Annotated in this window: 13 protein-coding genes; 11 read left to right on the top strand and 2 right to left on the bottom strand. The window is 42.8% G+C overall.

The window, feature by feature from the left end:
- The first annotated feature begins 7 nt into the window (after positions 1–7).
- From galE to QUA56_RS19600, 11 genes are all read left to right on the top strand, one after another.
- Positions 8–1,009, top strand: coding sequence for a UDP-glucose 4-epimerase GalE (gene galE, locus QUA56_RS19650; RefSeq protein WP_333360606.1), 1,002 nt, complete (start codon positions 8–10; stop codon positions 1,007–1,009).
- Between the two features lie 188 nt (positions 1,010–1,197).
- Entirely contained in the window at positions 1,198–2,034 is an 837-nt protein-coding gene (locus tag QUA56_RS19645; RefSeq protein ID WP_333360604.1) for a hypothetical protein, read from the top strand.
- A gap of 26 nt (positions 2,035–2,060) precedes the next feature.
- Positions 2,061–2,864, top strand: coding sequence for a class I SAM-dependent methyltransferase (locus tag QUA56_RS19640; RefSeq protein WP_333360602.1), 804 nt, complete (start codon positions 2,061–2,063; stop codon positions 2,862–2,864).
- Positions 2,865–2,872: 8 nt separating this feature from the next.
- Positions 2,873–4,030 (top strand): glycosyltransferase family 4 protein, encoded by a 1,158-nt coding sequence (locus QUA56_RS19635; protein WP_333360600.1) that lies wholly within the window; start codon positions 2,873–2,875, stop codon positions 4,028–4,030.
- A gap of 86 nt (positions 4,031–4,116) precedes the next feature.
- Entirely contained in the window at positions 4,117–6,120 is a 2,004-nt protein-coding gene (locus tag QUA56_RS19630; protein ID WP_333360598.1) for an ABC transporter ATP-binding protein, read from the top strand.
- A gap of 273 nt (positions 6,121–6,393) precedes the next feature.
- A complete protein-coding gene (locus QUA56_RS19625) occupies positions 6,394–7,629 on the top strand; it encodes a glycosyltransferase family 4 protein (RefSeq protein ID WP_445242928.1) in 1,236 nt (411 codons plus the stop codon).
- Between the two features lie 107 nt (positions 7,630–7,736).
- Positions 7,737–8,702 (top strand): glycosyltransferase family 10 domain-containing protein, encoded by a 966-nt coding sequence (locus tag QUA56_RS19620; protein ID WP_333360596.1) that lies wholly within the window; start codon positions 7,737–7,739, stop codon positions 8,700–8,702.
- A complete protein-coding gene (locus QUA56_RS19615) occupies positions 8,699–9,826 on the top strand; it encodes a formylglycine-generating enzyme family protein (protein WP_333360594.1) in 1,128 nt (375 codons plus the stop codon). Before QUA56_RS19620 ends, QUA56_RS19615 begins: the two co-directional genes overlap by 4 nt.
- A gap of 66 nt (positions 9,827–9,892) precedes the next feature.
- Positions 9,893–10,867, top strand: a complete 975-nt coding sequence (locus QUA56_RS19610; protein WP_333360592.1) for an Npun_R2821/Npun_R2822 family protein — start codon at positions 9,893–9,895, stop codon at positions 10,865–10,867.
- Complete coding sequence (locus QUA56_RS19605; RefSeq protein WP_333360590.1) at positions 10,864–11,745, top strand: Npun_R2821/Npun_R2822 family protein; 882 nt, start codon at positions 10,864–10,866, stop codon at positions 11,743–11,745. Before QUA56_RS19610 ends, QUA56_RS19605 begins: the two co-directional genes overlap by 4 nt.
- Before the next feature lie 161 nt (positions 11,746–11,906).
- Complete coding sequence (locus QUA56_RS19600) at positions 11,907–12,929, top strand: Npun_R2821/Npun_R2822 family protein (protein WP_333360588.1); 1,023 nt, start codon at positions 11,907–11,909, stop codon at positions 12,927–12,929.
- Positions 12,930–12,932: 3 nt separating this feature from the next.
- On the opposite strand, the gene QUA56_RS19595 is transcribed toward QUA56_RS19600, so the two are convergent.
- Both QUA56_RS19595 and QUA56_RS19590 read right to left on the bottom strand, forming a co-directional pair.
- Complete coding sequence (locus QUA56_RS19595) at positions 12,933–13,883, bottom strand: NAD-dependent epimerase/dehydratase family protein (RefSeq protein WP_333360586.1); 951 nt, start codon at positions 13,881–13,883, stop codon at positions 12,933–12,935.
- A 194-nt stretch (positions 13,884–14,077) separates the two neighbouring features.
- Positions 14,078–14,542, bottom strand: a complete 465-nt coding sequence (locus tag QUA56_RS19590; protein WP_333360584.1) for a hypothetical protein — start codon at positions 14,540–14,542, stop codon at positions 14,078–14,080.
- Positions 14,543–14,594 lie beyond the last annotated feature (52 nt).

The following is a 14,594-nucleotide window of genomic DNA, read 5'->3' as shown; positions in this document are numbered from 1 at the left end:
GAATCAAATGAGTTCACAAAAGCCAACTATTTTAGTGACGGGCGGAGCTGGATATATAGGATCTCACGCGGTGTTAGCACTGAAAAACGCCGGTTACGGTGTGGTGATTTTAGATAATTTAGTTTACGGCCACCGAGATTTAGTAGAGCAGGTTTTGCAGGTGGAGTTGGTAGTTGGCGATACGAACGATCGCAATCTTCTAGACAACCTGTTCGCTACCCACAATATTGATGCGGTAATGCACTTTTCTGCTTACGCTTACGTGGGCGAATCTGTTACCGACCCAGCTAAATATTACCGCAACAATGTCATCGGCACTATTACGCTTTTGGAAGCGATGCTCGCTGCTGGGGTGAAGAAATTTGTGTTTTCTTCTACTTGCGCGACTTACGGCGTACCGCAGAAAATTCCGCTCACAGAAGACCACCCACAAAACCCGATCAACCCCTACGGTGCTACTAAGTTAATGGTAGAACGGATTTTGTCGGATTTTGACGCTGCGTACAATTTTAAGTCTGTTTGTTTCCGCTATTTTAATGCGGCTGGTGCAGATCCGAACGGGTTGTTAGGAGAAGATCACAATCCAGAAACTCACCTGATTCCGCTGGTGTTGTTTGCTGCTTTGGGAAAACGAGATTCGATCGCGATTTTTGGCACGGATTATGATACTCCTGACGGTACTTGTATTCGGGATTACATTCATGTTAACGATTTGGCGTCGGCTCACATTTTGGGATTGGAGTATTTGTTAAATGACGGTCAATCTGATTTCTTTAATTTGGGAAATGGCGGCGGGTTTTCGGTGAAAGAGGTGATAGAAACGGCTCGCCAAGTGACGGGAAAAGAGATTAAGGCTGTTGAGTGCGATCGGCGTCCGGGAGACCCGCCTGCTTTGGTTGGTAGCAGCGAGAAAGCCATCAAAACCTTGGGTTGGTCTCCAGAATATCCTGACATTAAGAACATTATCTCCCATGCTTGGCAGTGGCACCAAAAACGCCACAACTCTTAGTATTTAGGGTGCGCCTTCCGCACCTTACCCTTAAATGTAGAAGATAAGCCCAATTTGCGGAAGTACGCTGACCAGATTCGAGCTTACTTTATGCGATTAAGAGAAGTTAAAAACCCATTTTACCCGTGTAATATTTATTTTTAAGCACCTATTTAAACAACTAAATAAATTTGTAAATAAGTAAATTAATGAATTCAAATAAATTAGCAGTTAAGGGATTTATCACTATTTTAACTGGTCTTTACTCTTTCCAAGATTGCGTTCATTTTCTGGCGTCTGTTAGGAAGTTTCACCGCGAACCAATTATTATTTTAATAGATAGAGTTCCTCAAATTTTATATCCTTTACTTCAGGTTTTCGGAAATGTCATTTTGAAACCTGCACCGTCTCACGAAAATCCTGTTTTAGCCTCGCGGCAAGCTAAGCTGGCTTTGTACGGAGAATCTTTGTTTGACAAGACTATTTATATGGATTGCGATATTTGTTTGCTGTCGCCAATAGATGAGGTTTTTGCCGATCTTGATGAGGTGGATTTGTTGGTGACGGAAGATGTGCAGCCTGCGATCGCTAAAGCGGTCAATTTATTAAGAGTTAAGCAAGATATTCTGTCAACTTTGCAGTCTGTCGGATTGCCGCTAAGCGAAAAGAGCATTCAATACAATGGCGGATTTATCGCCTTTAAAAAAAGCAGTAAAAATTATGAGTTTTTCCAAAAATTCAAAAAATATTTTGAAATAGTAGTTGTCAATCAAAATGTGCTATTATTGAAGGATCAAGGTGCTTTTGCGGCGGCTGTTGAAGCTGTGAAACCGCAAATGAAAACTTTGTCCCCTGTTTACAACTACTTGGATAAGTGGAAAGATGTTTATGCGATCGACAAACCGATTAAGGTAATGCACTGCACTTATCCTTACCGCCCTCAGTACGCGAAGAACGTGACGCGATCGCTCTTTACTAGAATAGTCGATCGCATGGCTAAAATATTTTTGCCAAATCAACTTAACAATCCCTGGCGTTTAAAATAAACTTGACCAACTTACTACTCTAGGCTGTGCAACATTATACCAAAGAATTATATCAATACTTGCAAAAAACCTCCCAAGAATCAGCCACAGAAATTATCCCTATCCTTTGGAAATTCGTGCAGCCAAAGCGAGTAATTGATGTCGGTTGCGGTACGGGGGCTTGGCTGTCAGCCTTCAAAGAATTCGGCGTTCAAGATATATTGGGAATCGACGGTGATTGGGTTGACCCAAAAATGCTACAAATTTCAGATGCCAACTTTTTAGTATTAGATTTAACCCAGCCTTTGCCCGTCGAACAACAATTTGATTTAGTTGTTTCCTTAGAAGTGGCAGAACACTTGCCCTCAGAGTGCGCCCGGGTATTTGTAGAGTCTTTAGTGAAACTTGGTCCAGTAATTTTATTCTCTGCCGCAGTACCATTTCAAGGGGGAACAAATCACGTTAACGAACAGTGGCCAGACTATTGGGCGAAACTATTTCAAGAGCAAGGATATGTGGCGATTGACTGCGTGAGAAATAAAATATGGCAAAACGATCGAGTAAAATGGTACTATGCCCAAAATATACTTATATTTGCGAAAGTGGAATATTTAACAACAAATCCCGTCTTGCAAAAAGAGGCAGATAGAACTAACATCTTTCAGCTTTCCATAATTCATCCGCAGTTTTATTTGCGAACAGTATCAGAAGCCACCAAATTAAGACAAGAAATCAAAGATGCTTTAGCCTTAAAAGATCCGAGGATTTCCCTCAAACAAGTATTTTTTGCTTTGCTACCCTTGACAAAAGCTCGATTAAGCAGGAAAATAAAGCAAATTTTTTCAAAATAAATTACCAAGTGAAAGTTTCATTAGTGGTGAGCGATTTGTCTGGAGGAGGTGCAATTCGTGCTTTTCTCTTAGCTCAAGTCCTGATCGAGCTTAAATGTGAGGTAGAAGTTGTCGGATTTCAGTTTGGCAAGGAATTGTATGCTATTCCTCCCAGAGACATCCCGGTATGTGCGATACCTGGTAAAAAAGATCCGGGGTTTGTGATGGGTGCTCAAAGAGTTTGGGGGAAAATAGATGGGGATATTATTTATGCAATCAAACCTAAACCTACAAGCTTTGGTTTATCGCTGCTAAAAAAACTGGATACTCGCCGCCCTGTCATTTTAGATATAGATGACTGGGAACTTAGCTGGTTCGGTGGAGATGAATGGAAATACCGTCCCTCTTTCAAACAACTTTATCGAGATATTTTCAAACAAAACGGTCAATTGAGAGAACCAGATCATCCGCTATATGTCAAGTGGATGGAAAGTTTAGTTTCCCGTGCTGATGCCGTCACCGTCGATACTGAGTTTTTAAAACAGCGTTTTGGGGGCGTGTATTTGCCGAATGGCAAAGATACTGAAATGTTCGACCCCGCTAAATACAATGCTGAATTGAGCAGGCAGCGTTACGGCTTGTCCGGGTATAGAGTTCTGATGTTTCCCGGGGCACCGCGACCTCACAAAGGTGTTGAGGATGTTTTGATGGCCCTCGAACAGTTAAATGAGCCCGATTTAAAATTAGCGATCGTCGGTGGGAGTCCTTATGATGATTATGATGATAAACTTGTGAAACAATGGGGGCGTTGGATTGTTAAACTGCCAAGGTTTCCAGTGGAGACGATGCCGTCCGTTGTAGCGGCGGCTCACGTTGTCGTTGTTCCTCAGCGAGAAACTCTCACAGCCGTGGCTCAGTTTCCGCTCAAGCTGACAGATGGCATGGCAATGGCTAAGCCTGTTTTGTCTACGCGAGTGGGGGATATTCCAGCAATTTTAGGGGGAACAGGTTATTTAGTCGATCCGAGTTCTCCCGCTCAAATTTCCCAAAAAATTAAATGGATATTTCAAAATTTGACCGCCGCGAATTTGCAAGGAATGAAAGCTCGGGAAAGATGCGTGAAAAAATATAGCATTCAAGTAATGGCACCGATACTTTCAGATATAATTTCAGGTATATCGAGCTAACTTTCAAGCGACTGAATGGAGGAAGAAACACTGGCTGTAATTAAAGAATATTTTGAGATGCCGTACTGTTTAGCTGGGAATGCTTCATGTCTGCCAATAAGCTACTCCTAAAATTTGCCAGACGATATCCCGGCAGGATTGTGCTAACTGTTATGCTGGGCTTTTCTGGGGCTTTATTCAACGGTATCAGCACTACTCTGATTGTACCAGTGCTTTTAAGTTTTTTAGAGGAAGCTATTGAGCTGCGCGGGGCTCCATCTTTAATTAAAACTTTGATGTATCCCTTTGAGGGAATGCCCCAAAATCAGCGTTTAATGTTGATGACTGTGGCGATTGTTCTGGCCATTATTTTAAAAAATGTTGCGAGTTATATCAATACTTTAGTAGCTACTTCTCTGACGCGATCTCTGACTTTTGATTTGCGAGAAGCAGGTTTGCGGTTGTTATTAGAAGTAGATTTAGATTTTTATTCTAAAACTAAAGTCGGGGATTTAATTAATAGATTGGGCGGAGAGATTGGTCGGACTGCTAGTGCAGTTGGCACCGCGATCGGAATGTTTACTACCTCAATCACCGTTTTGGTGTTTGTGGGTTTGTTGCTTTCTATTTCGTGGAAATTGACGGTGACATCTACAGTTTTGCTGGCGTTAGTTGCTTGGACGAATCAACATATTATTAACCGTTCCAAGCATTTTGGCCACCTGCTTTCTGAAATGTCGAAAGATTATTCGGTTAGGGTGCTCGAAACCATGACTGGGATTCGGCTGGTCAAGTCAACCGGGAACGAGGAAAGGGAGTATGAGCGGATCAAGCATTTAATTCACAGGCGAGAACAAGCGGATTTTCAGGCTCAGGTAAATTATGCGGCGATCGCCCCAATTAACGAAGTTGTTAATGTGATAGTTATTATTTTGATTGTCTTTATAGGTCGGACAATATTTTCCAATGAAATAGAGTCTATTTCTACAGTTTTGTTGACATATTTATTGGTACTTTTTCGGTTGATTCCTTTCATTTCTCAGTTGAATAGCGGGCGCAGTCAATTTGCGAATACATCGGCTAGTGTAGAGGTGGTCAATGATTTTTTGAGCTGCGATGACAAGCCGTTTATGCTGAACGGTTCTGTGCCTTACAATCATTTGCGATCGGGAATTCATTTTAATAAAATATCTTTTAGTTATCCGAATCACAAAAATTTAGTTCTTAAAGGAGTTGATTTATTTCTACCTCACGGCACTACGTTGGCTTTGGTAGGAACTTCGGGTTCTGGTAAGTCAACTTTGGCAGATTTACTGCCGAGATTTTACGATCCTACTGAAGGTCATATCTCGATCGATGGCAGGGATTTGCGCGAATTTGAGCTGAAAAGTCTCAGACAAGCGATGGGTATTGTTAGCCAAGATACGTTTTTGTTTAATGCTTCAGTGCGCGAAAATATTGCTTACGCTAGGCCCCAAGCGACTGAGGAAGAAATTGTGGAAGCGGCGAAGGGAGCGAATGCTTACGAGTTTATCGAACTGTTGCCGGAGGGGTTGGATACTCAAATTGGCGATCGGGGGGTGATATTATCGGGAGGGCAGCGTCAGAGAATTTCAATTGCTAGAGCCCTGCTGCAAAACCCGGAAATCTTAATTTTAGATGAGGCAACGAGTTCGCTGGATACGGTTTCGGAAAGGTACGTGCAAGCAGCGATCGAGAACTTGAGTTGCGATCGCACAACCTTAGTCATCGCCCACCGCCTCTCCACAGTCCAAAAAGCCGACAAAATCGCCGTGATCGATCGCGGACAAGTAGTAGAAATTGGCTCCCACGAAGAATTGCTCGCAAAAGGAGGTTACTACACGCGCTTGTATTCAGTGCAATTTGCCGAAGAAACCGCTCGCGATGAAGCTCTAATTAGAGGTTCTTACGAAATTCGCACTCGCCTGACTCCCATGATAGCTTACCTCAAATTGCTAGTAGATGAAATGGTAGACTCTCCCGAAGAAAGAGACGAGTTAATCAGAGAATCCTTTCACTCGGCTGCTAATATTTTCACGACTTTAGAATTTATAGAAAATACTATTAAGCGTCAAGCTGTTAAAAAGTAGTTATTGGTTATTTGTTGTTTGTTATTGGTTATTTGTTGTTTGTTATTGGTTATTGGTGATATCAAATGCGATAGGATCGGAATTATAGCGGTTTTCAGAAAGATGAGGTACGTAGTTGGGCTTCAGCCCTCAAGCGTCTGGGTGGTTATGTAAGCTGTCAGTCATACCTCATCTTTTTGAGAAAGGCTATATGTAGTGCGAGCGTGTCGCTCGCGGCATGGATCGCGAGCGAGACGCTCGCACTGAATCCAATTTACCAATGCCCAATGCCCGATGCCCTGTTTGGCCAATGCCATGTCCAAATATTATGTATTTTTTACCAGAAATGTCTTGCCGCAACCCAATGTAGCGAGCTTAGTTCAAGTTGTCCACTCTGCAAATGCCGCAGCAAATCTCGGTTATCCAGCAGTTTTGGTATACCTCCGCAAAGGATGGAATGCTTGGAATACCGTTGATTTACTTCGTCCTTTTAAACCGAGAAAACCGGATGAAAAACTCGCAAAAATATACAATATTCAAGATCGATTAAAAGTAGCAGATTTACCGATGCCGTGGCCGATCGACCTTTGGGACAGCAAGTGGACGAGTGCGAGTACGATCGTGTCAAAATACTATTTACCAATTCACCTGCTTAAATCCACTAAAATTGTCCACACCCGCGACTGGAACTTTGTCAAAGCAGCAGTTAAAAACGGAATTCCCGCTATCTACGAACAGCACCACCACGAAGACAAAAATTTTGAGCCAGAAATCGTTTGCAATCCTCTATTTCAAATTGCTGTAACTGTTGCAGATACTGTCCGAGACAGCATGATTAAGAATGGGATGCCACCGGAAAAAGTAATTATGCTGCACAACGGTTTTAACCATTTGTTTCTCGCGAGACAAACTGAAGCTGCCCAGAATTGGCGACAGCAGTTATTAACAGATGGAAGACAGTATTTAGCAGTTTATGCAGGGGGACTTTACCCGTTTAAAGGTGTCGATATGCTAGTGGATGTGGCTGAGGAATTGCCGCTGGTTCAATTTGCGATCGCAGGCGGTGATTCATCCCAAGTAACAGCCTACCAGCAATTAGCCAAAGACAAGCAAGTTAACAACATTAAATTTCTCGGCTACCTGCCTCAAAATCAACTGGCTAGCTTGCTGCAAGCAGCCGATGTTTTGACTCACCCGCACTGTTTGACAGAAGCCGCGACCTTCACATCTCCTTTGAAGTTCTTTGATTATATGGCATCGGGAACTCCGATTGTAGCGACGGAGATTGCATCTTTAATGGAATTTAAATCGGGAAATATAGCAGCAACTTGGTGCGAACCGGATAACCCGCACAAATTCGCGCAAAGCATTCGAGATTGTTTAACCAAATATCCGAGGAAAATCGAAGGTTATGCAGAAACATTGAATCTTGTCAAGCAATTTTCCTGGGAAAATAGGATCGAGAGAATTTTGAGTTATGTAGATGAGTCATTGGTAGGGTGCGTCAGTCCGCAGGCGACAGACAATTGATAAAATTATCAAAACTGACGCACCATTAACTGTGCGGTGCGTCAGCTTTTAAATTATCAATTATTGCGAAAATCACCCAAGCTGACGCACCCTACATACTACTAATTATGAAGCAAAAAATTATCGGCACAATCACCACCTATCCAGGCATGAACCAAAGCGACTGGCTGTGGCAACAAACCCCCCACAACTTCGGCAAATGGGGAAACATTCAAATGCTCGCCAACCACCCAGAACCAGACTTTTTACTCATGTATCAATTCGATTTTCCCCAACCTTCCAAAAAGCAATCCTGGCTCGACAAAATCCGCCGTCCAAGCCCCCAAACTCCAGAAAACGACATTCGAGAAAAACTGCGCGGAGTCCCCAAAGAACGCATAATTTACCTAATCCGCGAGCCGCCATTACCAGAAGTTATTGAAATTACCAAAGCCAACTACGAACAAGCCAAACTTTATTGCGGTTACGTTTCCGGCCCAGACGATTTCGCACCAAACCCCAATTATATGCCCGCGATTTGGTATCACTCTAACTCGTTTCGAGAACTGGATGAAATGCCCGCGCCGCCAAAAACTAAATCCTGTTCTTGGATAACTTCAGGTGTTAGCCGCACCGCCAATCACCGCCAGAGATTAGACTTTATCAAATTGCTGCGATCGCAAGAATTGGATTTTGACCTTTACGGGCGAAACTTGCCAACTTGGGCACAGGGAAACGGCACTGTAAACAATAAATGGCACGCCGTCGCACCATACTATTACAACTTAGCTATAGAAAATTATGCCGAAAACGATTGGTATGTCAGCGAGAAGCTTTGGGATGCTTTATTAGCTTGGTGTTTGCCAATTTATTACGGCGGTTCGGCGGCGGATAAGTTGTTGCCGGCGGGGAGTTTTCTGAGGCTGCCGAGTTTGGATGAGAAAGGAGTAGAATTTATTAAAGAGGTGGTTGCTACTGCGGATTATTGGCATGAAGCGAGGGAGAAAATTGCTGAAGCCAGACAAATCATTCTCCACGAATTGAACTTGCTCAATTGGCTGTCTAAGTTTGTATCTCAGGAAATAGCGCAATGACAGAAAACCAAAATCAACCCAGAGAATACGATGCCGTACTCGGCGGTCAAAATCCTCCCCCCCTCGGTGCTGCTGTCTTAGGCGGGATTCCAGGCGTTAAGAGTCGTTTGGCTTCACCAATTGTCGAGGTGAAAATTGCTGCACTGTCTGAAGCGCTCCAATATGGAGATGCAGGTTTAGATTTAATAATTGGGGCACTACAAGATGAATCAATGGCGGTGAAATTTACAGCCTATTCGCTGCTGAAGGATAGAGATGAACCAAGTATCAAAGAGCAGTTACAAAAATATTTGCCTATTTTTGACTTTGATGTAATAACAGTTGATTCGTATGGAAAAGAAAACCGTCGCAGCCGTCATTATGCTCACTTCTTCGCAGAAGACTTAGGGAACGGAGTTGTGCTGGAAATGGTATCGATTCCCGGCGGCACTTTTATGATGGGCTCGCCAGCAACAGAGGAAGGTAGAGACAGTTGTGAAAGTCCGCAGCATCAAGTAACAGTACCCGCTTTTTATGCAGGAAAATATCCCATCACCCAAGCACAGTGGCAAGAAGTGATGGGAAACAACCCATGTTTGTTAAAACGTGAAAAACTTCCTGTGGTAGGTGTATCCTGGCCCGATGCTGTCGAATTCTGTGGCAAACTATCGCAAAAAACCGGGAAAAAGTATCGTCTCCTTAGTGAAGCAGAATGGGAATACGCCTGTCGCGCGGGAACAAGAACCCCATTTCATTTTGGCGAAAGCATTACCCCGGAATTAGTCAACGATGTTAACTATGACGGAAACAGACCCTACGCAAATGTACCCAAGTCACTTTACCCCGAACAAACAACCTATGTAGGGAATTTTCCTCCTAATGCCTTTGGGCTGTACGATATGCACGGTCAGGTTTGGGAATGGTGCAGCGATAGGTGGCACAGCAACTATAACGGCGCACCAACTGACGGAAGTTCCTGGGAAACTGGCACAGATAATAACCGAGTGCAGCGTGGAGGTTCTTGGTTCCACCTTGCGGTCAATTGCCGCTGTGCCTTTCGCTTGTCGGACTCGGCGGGCAACAGCAGTAGGTGGAGTTGGATGGGTTTTCGCGTAGCGGTAGCGTCGGTTTCTCCCTCGGCATAGTTTTTCCGCGAGGACTCTTGTCTATCCTTTTACCCTTTAGCCCTCTGCACTTTTTCTTTACTATATATGAATGGAATTTGCACGCTAGCCAACGATACAGTTTACGACCAACTAATTGCCTTGCTCAACAGTATTGAAGTTATCTTAGGCTCAAATATTCCCGTCTGCATTTATCCTTTCGACGAGCAGATAGAGCAAATAAAAGCTGCAATCGTCAACCGTCCCAACGTCTTTATTTATGAAGATAGCGCCTCAATTCAGCGATGGGACGAATTCATGCAAGCAGCCGCACCAGAGCGTTTGAACCGCAAAAAATTCCGGCTTTACGGCGCACACCGGCGCTTTTGCGCTTTCGACGGCCCGTTTGAAAAGTTTATCTACATGGATGCCGATACTTTGGTGATGAATTCCCTTGATGCGGTTTTTCAGAAGTTAGAGGAATCGGATTTTGTGGTTTATGATTTTCAATTTCGCGACCCAACTAAAGTATACAATATTCAGTCACCAAAACTCCTCGAAACTTTTGAGCAAAATCGGATAGAATCGGAAATATTTTGTTCGGGATTTTACGCCAGCAAGCAAGGATTGTTTGACAGAAATACTAGAGAATGGCTGTTAGCTCAACTGCAATCTGGCGAGGCGGAAATTCTCTATGCAGGTGCGGGAGAACAGCCGTTGCTCAATTATATGGTGATGAAAAATAAGGTGAATAGCTATAATTTTGCTTATAGCCTCCCGGATGTGGAAAAAACTGGGTGCAGCGTCACTTCTAAACATTTTGAAGAACAAGATAAAATTTTGTACGACAAGGGAAACCGACTTACTTACATTCATTATATTGGTGTGCAGCCGGATTTAATTCGGAGAGTTTGTGCAGGGGAAAATATTGAGTTTCCCTATCGCGATTTGTTCCTGCATTACCGCTATCTCCGCGAACCGTCCAAGCGTCCAATTTTTGCCCAAGCGCTAAAGTCTTATACTGAGGTTTTGACGCCGAATTTGTTAAAAAGGGTATTGAGAAGGTTGAGGATAAATGTATGAGTCGCGGTATTTATATTGTTGCGAATGATAAGGTGATCGAAAGTGCGATCGCCCTTCTAAACAGCATACGTATGTACAATTGTCAAGTACCAATTTTTCTGATTCCCTTCGACGACAATTATCAGCAAGTAGCAGCCGCACTCAGCAGTCTCCACGGGGTGCAATTGTTCCCAAATCTGGAGTTTGTGGAACAGTTTACCAGACAAATTGGCCAAATGTTCGATCGCAACTTTTTAGCCCTCCCCAACAAAATGCGAAAACTCGCCGCCTGGTTTGGCCCCCTCGACGAATTTCTCTACATCGATACCGACATCATCGTCTTTGAAGACATCGCAGCCAACTTAAACAAACTATCAGAAGTAGATTTCTTTTGCTGCGACTACCACCACCTCAGCGAAAAACTGCGAAATGTATTTTCACCTGTTGTAAAAGAACAGCTTATTTTCACAGATTTAGAACTTCAAGATGTATTCAACAGCGGCTTTTGGGCTTCCCGGAAAGGAACTATTGCAGAATCCCAAATGTATGAAATTTTGCGAGAATGTTCGCAGCATCGAGAATATTTTGATTTTACTCAAAATGTCACAGACCAACCTATACTAAATTATATCATTCTCAAGCTGATTCCCAAACGCTGCAATCTTGTTACAGCTTCACCAACAGAACCTGGAAGCTGGGCGGGTTCCAAGCATTTTCAAGAAATAGATTATGTTCTTTATGACAAAGGCAAAAGGTTAAAATATCTTCACTGGGCTGGAATACCGATTAAATCGGGTAGCCCTTATTGGAAACTTTGGAAACATTATCGTTATCTCAATGAGGAAGAGAAAAAACAAAATTTAGTGCAAAAAATATTTCGATATTGGCATGGTAAATAATATTGTTTGTAGTCACACGGCGATTGAAATCGCTAGCAACGCAAGCACACAAACGAAGTCCACGCGGAATAAGAAATTAATTGGTTTACAGGCTGCACCTAGTAACGAGTAGAATTATTCAATCTAAAATCTAAAATCTAAAATCTAAAATCTAAAATCCGATGGCTGATGGCATTTATATTCTGGCAAACGATGTTGTTTTCGACCACTTAGTCGCTTTATTGAACAGTCTTGAGGTCAACGGGGCAAAAGATATTCCTGTTTGCATTATTCCCTTCGATGATAACCTAAAAAAAGTACGATCGCACATTTCCCCCCTACACAATGTCACCCTCTTTGAAAATACCGACTCCATCAATTTTTGGGAAAGTTTTGCAACTCAAGCTTGGACATCTCACCGCAAAGCTCAACAAGTTTGGCAAGCTAAAGGTTGGCGGCAAGTTCACTGTTTGGGAATGCACCGAAAATTTTGCTGTTTTGACGGCCCTTTTGATAAATTTATCTATTTTGATGCGGACACTCTGTTAATGGGTTCTCTAAATTACATCTATCAAAAGCTTGATGAATTTGATTGGGTAGCAAACGATTTTCAATACAAGTCTGACCCTAATTATGTATTTGATTTATCATCCGATAAATTCTCACATATTTTTAATATTGACAAACTGCAATCTCGGATTTTCTGTGCAGGTTGGTTTGCTTCAAAAAAAGGTATTTTAAATAGAAATAACTCAATCCAGCTTTTAGATAAATTGACTTCAGGAGAAGCAGAAATTTTGTCTTTGCGGGGAACAGACCAACCTTTATTTAACTATTTAGTCGCCCGCAGCGGCATCTCTTTTTATAACTTTGCTTATCATCAACCCGAACAGGTAACGGGAAATCATTGGTCTTCTCAATTTGATGTGATAGATAATGTTCTATACGATAAAGGACGGCGGCTGACTTACTTGCACTACATGAGTATTTCGGCTGCAAAGTTTACTCGATTGTGTGCTGGCGAAGATGTTGAGATTCCCTACCGAGACGTATTTCTGCACTACCGATATTTGAATTCGCCGGAAACACAGCCAAAACTCGCGCCTCCAAATTTGCTGGTTCGCTTGCAGAGAAATCTCAAAAGTTGGGCAATTCAAAAACTTAATAATGTTCAATTTAAGTTGCGGAATTTTTGGGATAGATAGCATCTAACTGTACAAAGACTGAATCCACTCCCATTCGCGCCTTAAACCTTCTTCTAAAGCAACTTGCGGCTGATAACCTAAGATTTTCTTGGCTTTAGACACATCCGCGCTAGTGTGCCGCGCGTCTCCCCTCGCAGCTTCAGTAAAATCTATCCGAATAGGTCGATCGACAATTCTCTCTATTGTATCAATAACTTCTTTCAAAACTACCCGACTTCCCCCGCCAATATTAAAAACTTCCCCCGCAGCTTCCGCAACCTCAGCCGCCGCTAAATTCGCAGCAACGCAATCGCTGATAAAAGTAAAATCCCGCGTTTGCAATCCATCGCCGAAAATTGAAATTGCCTCGTCAAACAAAATCGACTTAAAAAACTTGTGAAAAGCCATATCGGGGCGCTGTCTCGGCCCGTAAACCGTAAAATAGCGCAGCGAAGTAGTCGGAACCCCAAAATTTTTGTAATAAAGTCCGCACAAACGTTCACCGGCTAACTTCGTAATTCCGTAGGGAGAAACCGGCTGCGGACAAGCGTTTTCATTCGTGGGGAAAGCTTCAGCATTTCCGTAAATTGAAGACGATGAAGCATAAACAAACTTTTGCAATCTTGGCGCATCTTTGGCCGCTTCTAACAATACTTGAGTGCTGTTAATATTGCGTTCGGTATAGCTGCGGAAACCGTCGCCCCAGCTAGCACGAACTCCCGCTTGCGCCGCCTGGTGAAAAATCACCTCTGTATCGGATAAAAGCGATCGCCAATTCAGAGATAAAATATCGCCTTCCACCAATTTAAAACCAGGATACTTATCAAAGTGTGCAATATTCTTGCGCTTGAGAGCCGGATCGTAGTAATCGTTGAACTCGTCAACACCTATCACCCTCTCCCCTCGATTTAAAAGAGTTTCTACTAGATTAGAGCCTATAAATCCTGCTGCACCCGTAACAATAAAATTACCCATTCGATTTTAGATTTTAGATTTTATATTTGTTGAAATTTTATACAGAAATTCCTGCATAAATTGTGAGCCTCTTTTTTCTCTGACTCTGCGTTCTCTGCGCCCTCTGCGGTTCAAAAAGCATCAAATTAGGATAACATTAGAGAACTATCAACCCCCTTCCTTCTCAGGAACAGAGGGTTAATAGTTAACTTTCATCATTCAAAAGAATCTAGATCCAGCGCTTTGGAACCTCCGCGTTCTAGCTCGATTAAAAGCTTACCCAACTGAGTCCAAACTAGCCAGCCCGTGAGTACCGTCAGTGGCAAAGCTAGAACATAAGAAAGTAATTTTGGGAAGCCAAAAATCTCCATCCCCGAAGCTAAAAATACGCAAATTCCGCCAGCCATTCCCAGAAAAGGTATCAGCAATTGTAGCCCTTGCAGGTTAGCCAAAGTGCGAGTAGAACGATTTTTAGACCACAGTTGTACGGCTTGTTTGAGAGTTGCTTCAAAGGCTACACCGGAAGCCATACCTGCTAGTAATCCAGCGGACATTAAAAAATATGGAGGTTCGGGAAAATAATACACGAATAATTCCTTAATTTGGGTAATTGGAAGTTGGGAATTGGCAATTGGGAATTGGCAATTGGGAATTGGCAATTGGGAATTGGCAATTGGCAAGAGTAGAATTATTTTTCTTCCTTCTTCCTTCTTCCTTCTTCCTTCTTCCTTC

It is taken from the genome of Microcoleus sp. N3A4, from assembly GCF_036701805.1.
In the GTDB taxonomy this organism is placed as follows: Bacteria; Cyanobacteriota; Cyanobacteriia; order Cyanobacteriales; family Microcoleaceae; genus Microcoleus.
The sequence above is the reverse complement of the archived record's forward strand: the minus strand, read 5'-3'. Positions and strand labels throughout refer to the sequence as shown.

Excerpts from the sequence above, each read along its gene's own strand:
- galE (WP_333360606.1), top strand. The coding sequence starts at position 8 with ATGAGTTCACAAAAGCCAACTATTTTAGTGACGGGCGGAGCTGGATAT.
- QUA56_RS19645 (WP_333360604.1), top strand. The coding sequence starts at position 1,198 with ATGAATTCAAATAAATTAGCAGTTAAGGGATTTATCACTATTTTAACT.
- QUA56_RS19630 (WP_333360598.1), top strand. The coding sequence starts at position 4,117 with ATGTCTGCCAATAAGCTACTCCTAAAATTTGCCAGACGATATCCCGGC.
- QUA56_RS19625 (WP_445242928.1), top strand. The coding sequence starts at position 6,394 with ATGCCCTGTTTGGCCAATGCCATGTCCAAATATTATGTATTTTTTACC.
- QUA56_RS19620 (WP_333360596.1), top strand. The coding sequence starts at position 7,737 with ATGAAGCAAAAAATTATCGGCACAATCACCACCTATCCAGGCATGAAC.
- QUA56_RS19615 (WP_333360594.1), top strand. The coding sequence starts at position 8,699 with ATGACAGAAAACCAAAATCAACCCAGAGAATACGATGCCGTACTCGGC.
- QUA56_RS19610 (WP_333360592.1), top strand. The coding sequence starts at position 9,893 with ATGAATGGAATTTGCACGCTAGCCAACGATACAGTTTACGACCAACTA.
- QUA56_RS19605 (WP_333360590.1), top strand. The coding sequence starts at position 10,864 with ATGAGTCGCGGTATTTATATTGTTGCGAATGATAAGGTGATCGAAAGT.
- QUA56_RS19600 (WP_333360588.1), top strand. The coding sequence starts at position 11,907 with ATGGCTGATGGCATTTATATTCTGGCAAACGATGTTGTTTTCGACCAC.
- QUA56_RS19595 (WP_333360586.1), bottom strand. The coding sequence starts at position 13,883 with ATGGGTAATTTTATTGTTACGGGTGCAGCAGGATTTATAGGCTCTAAT.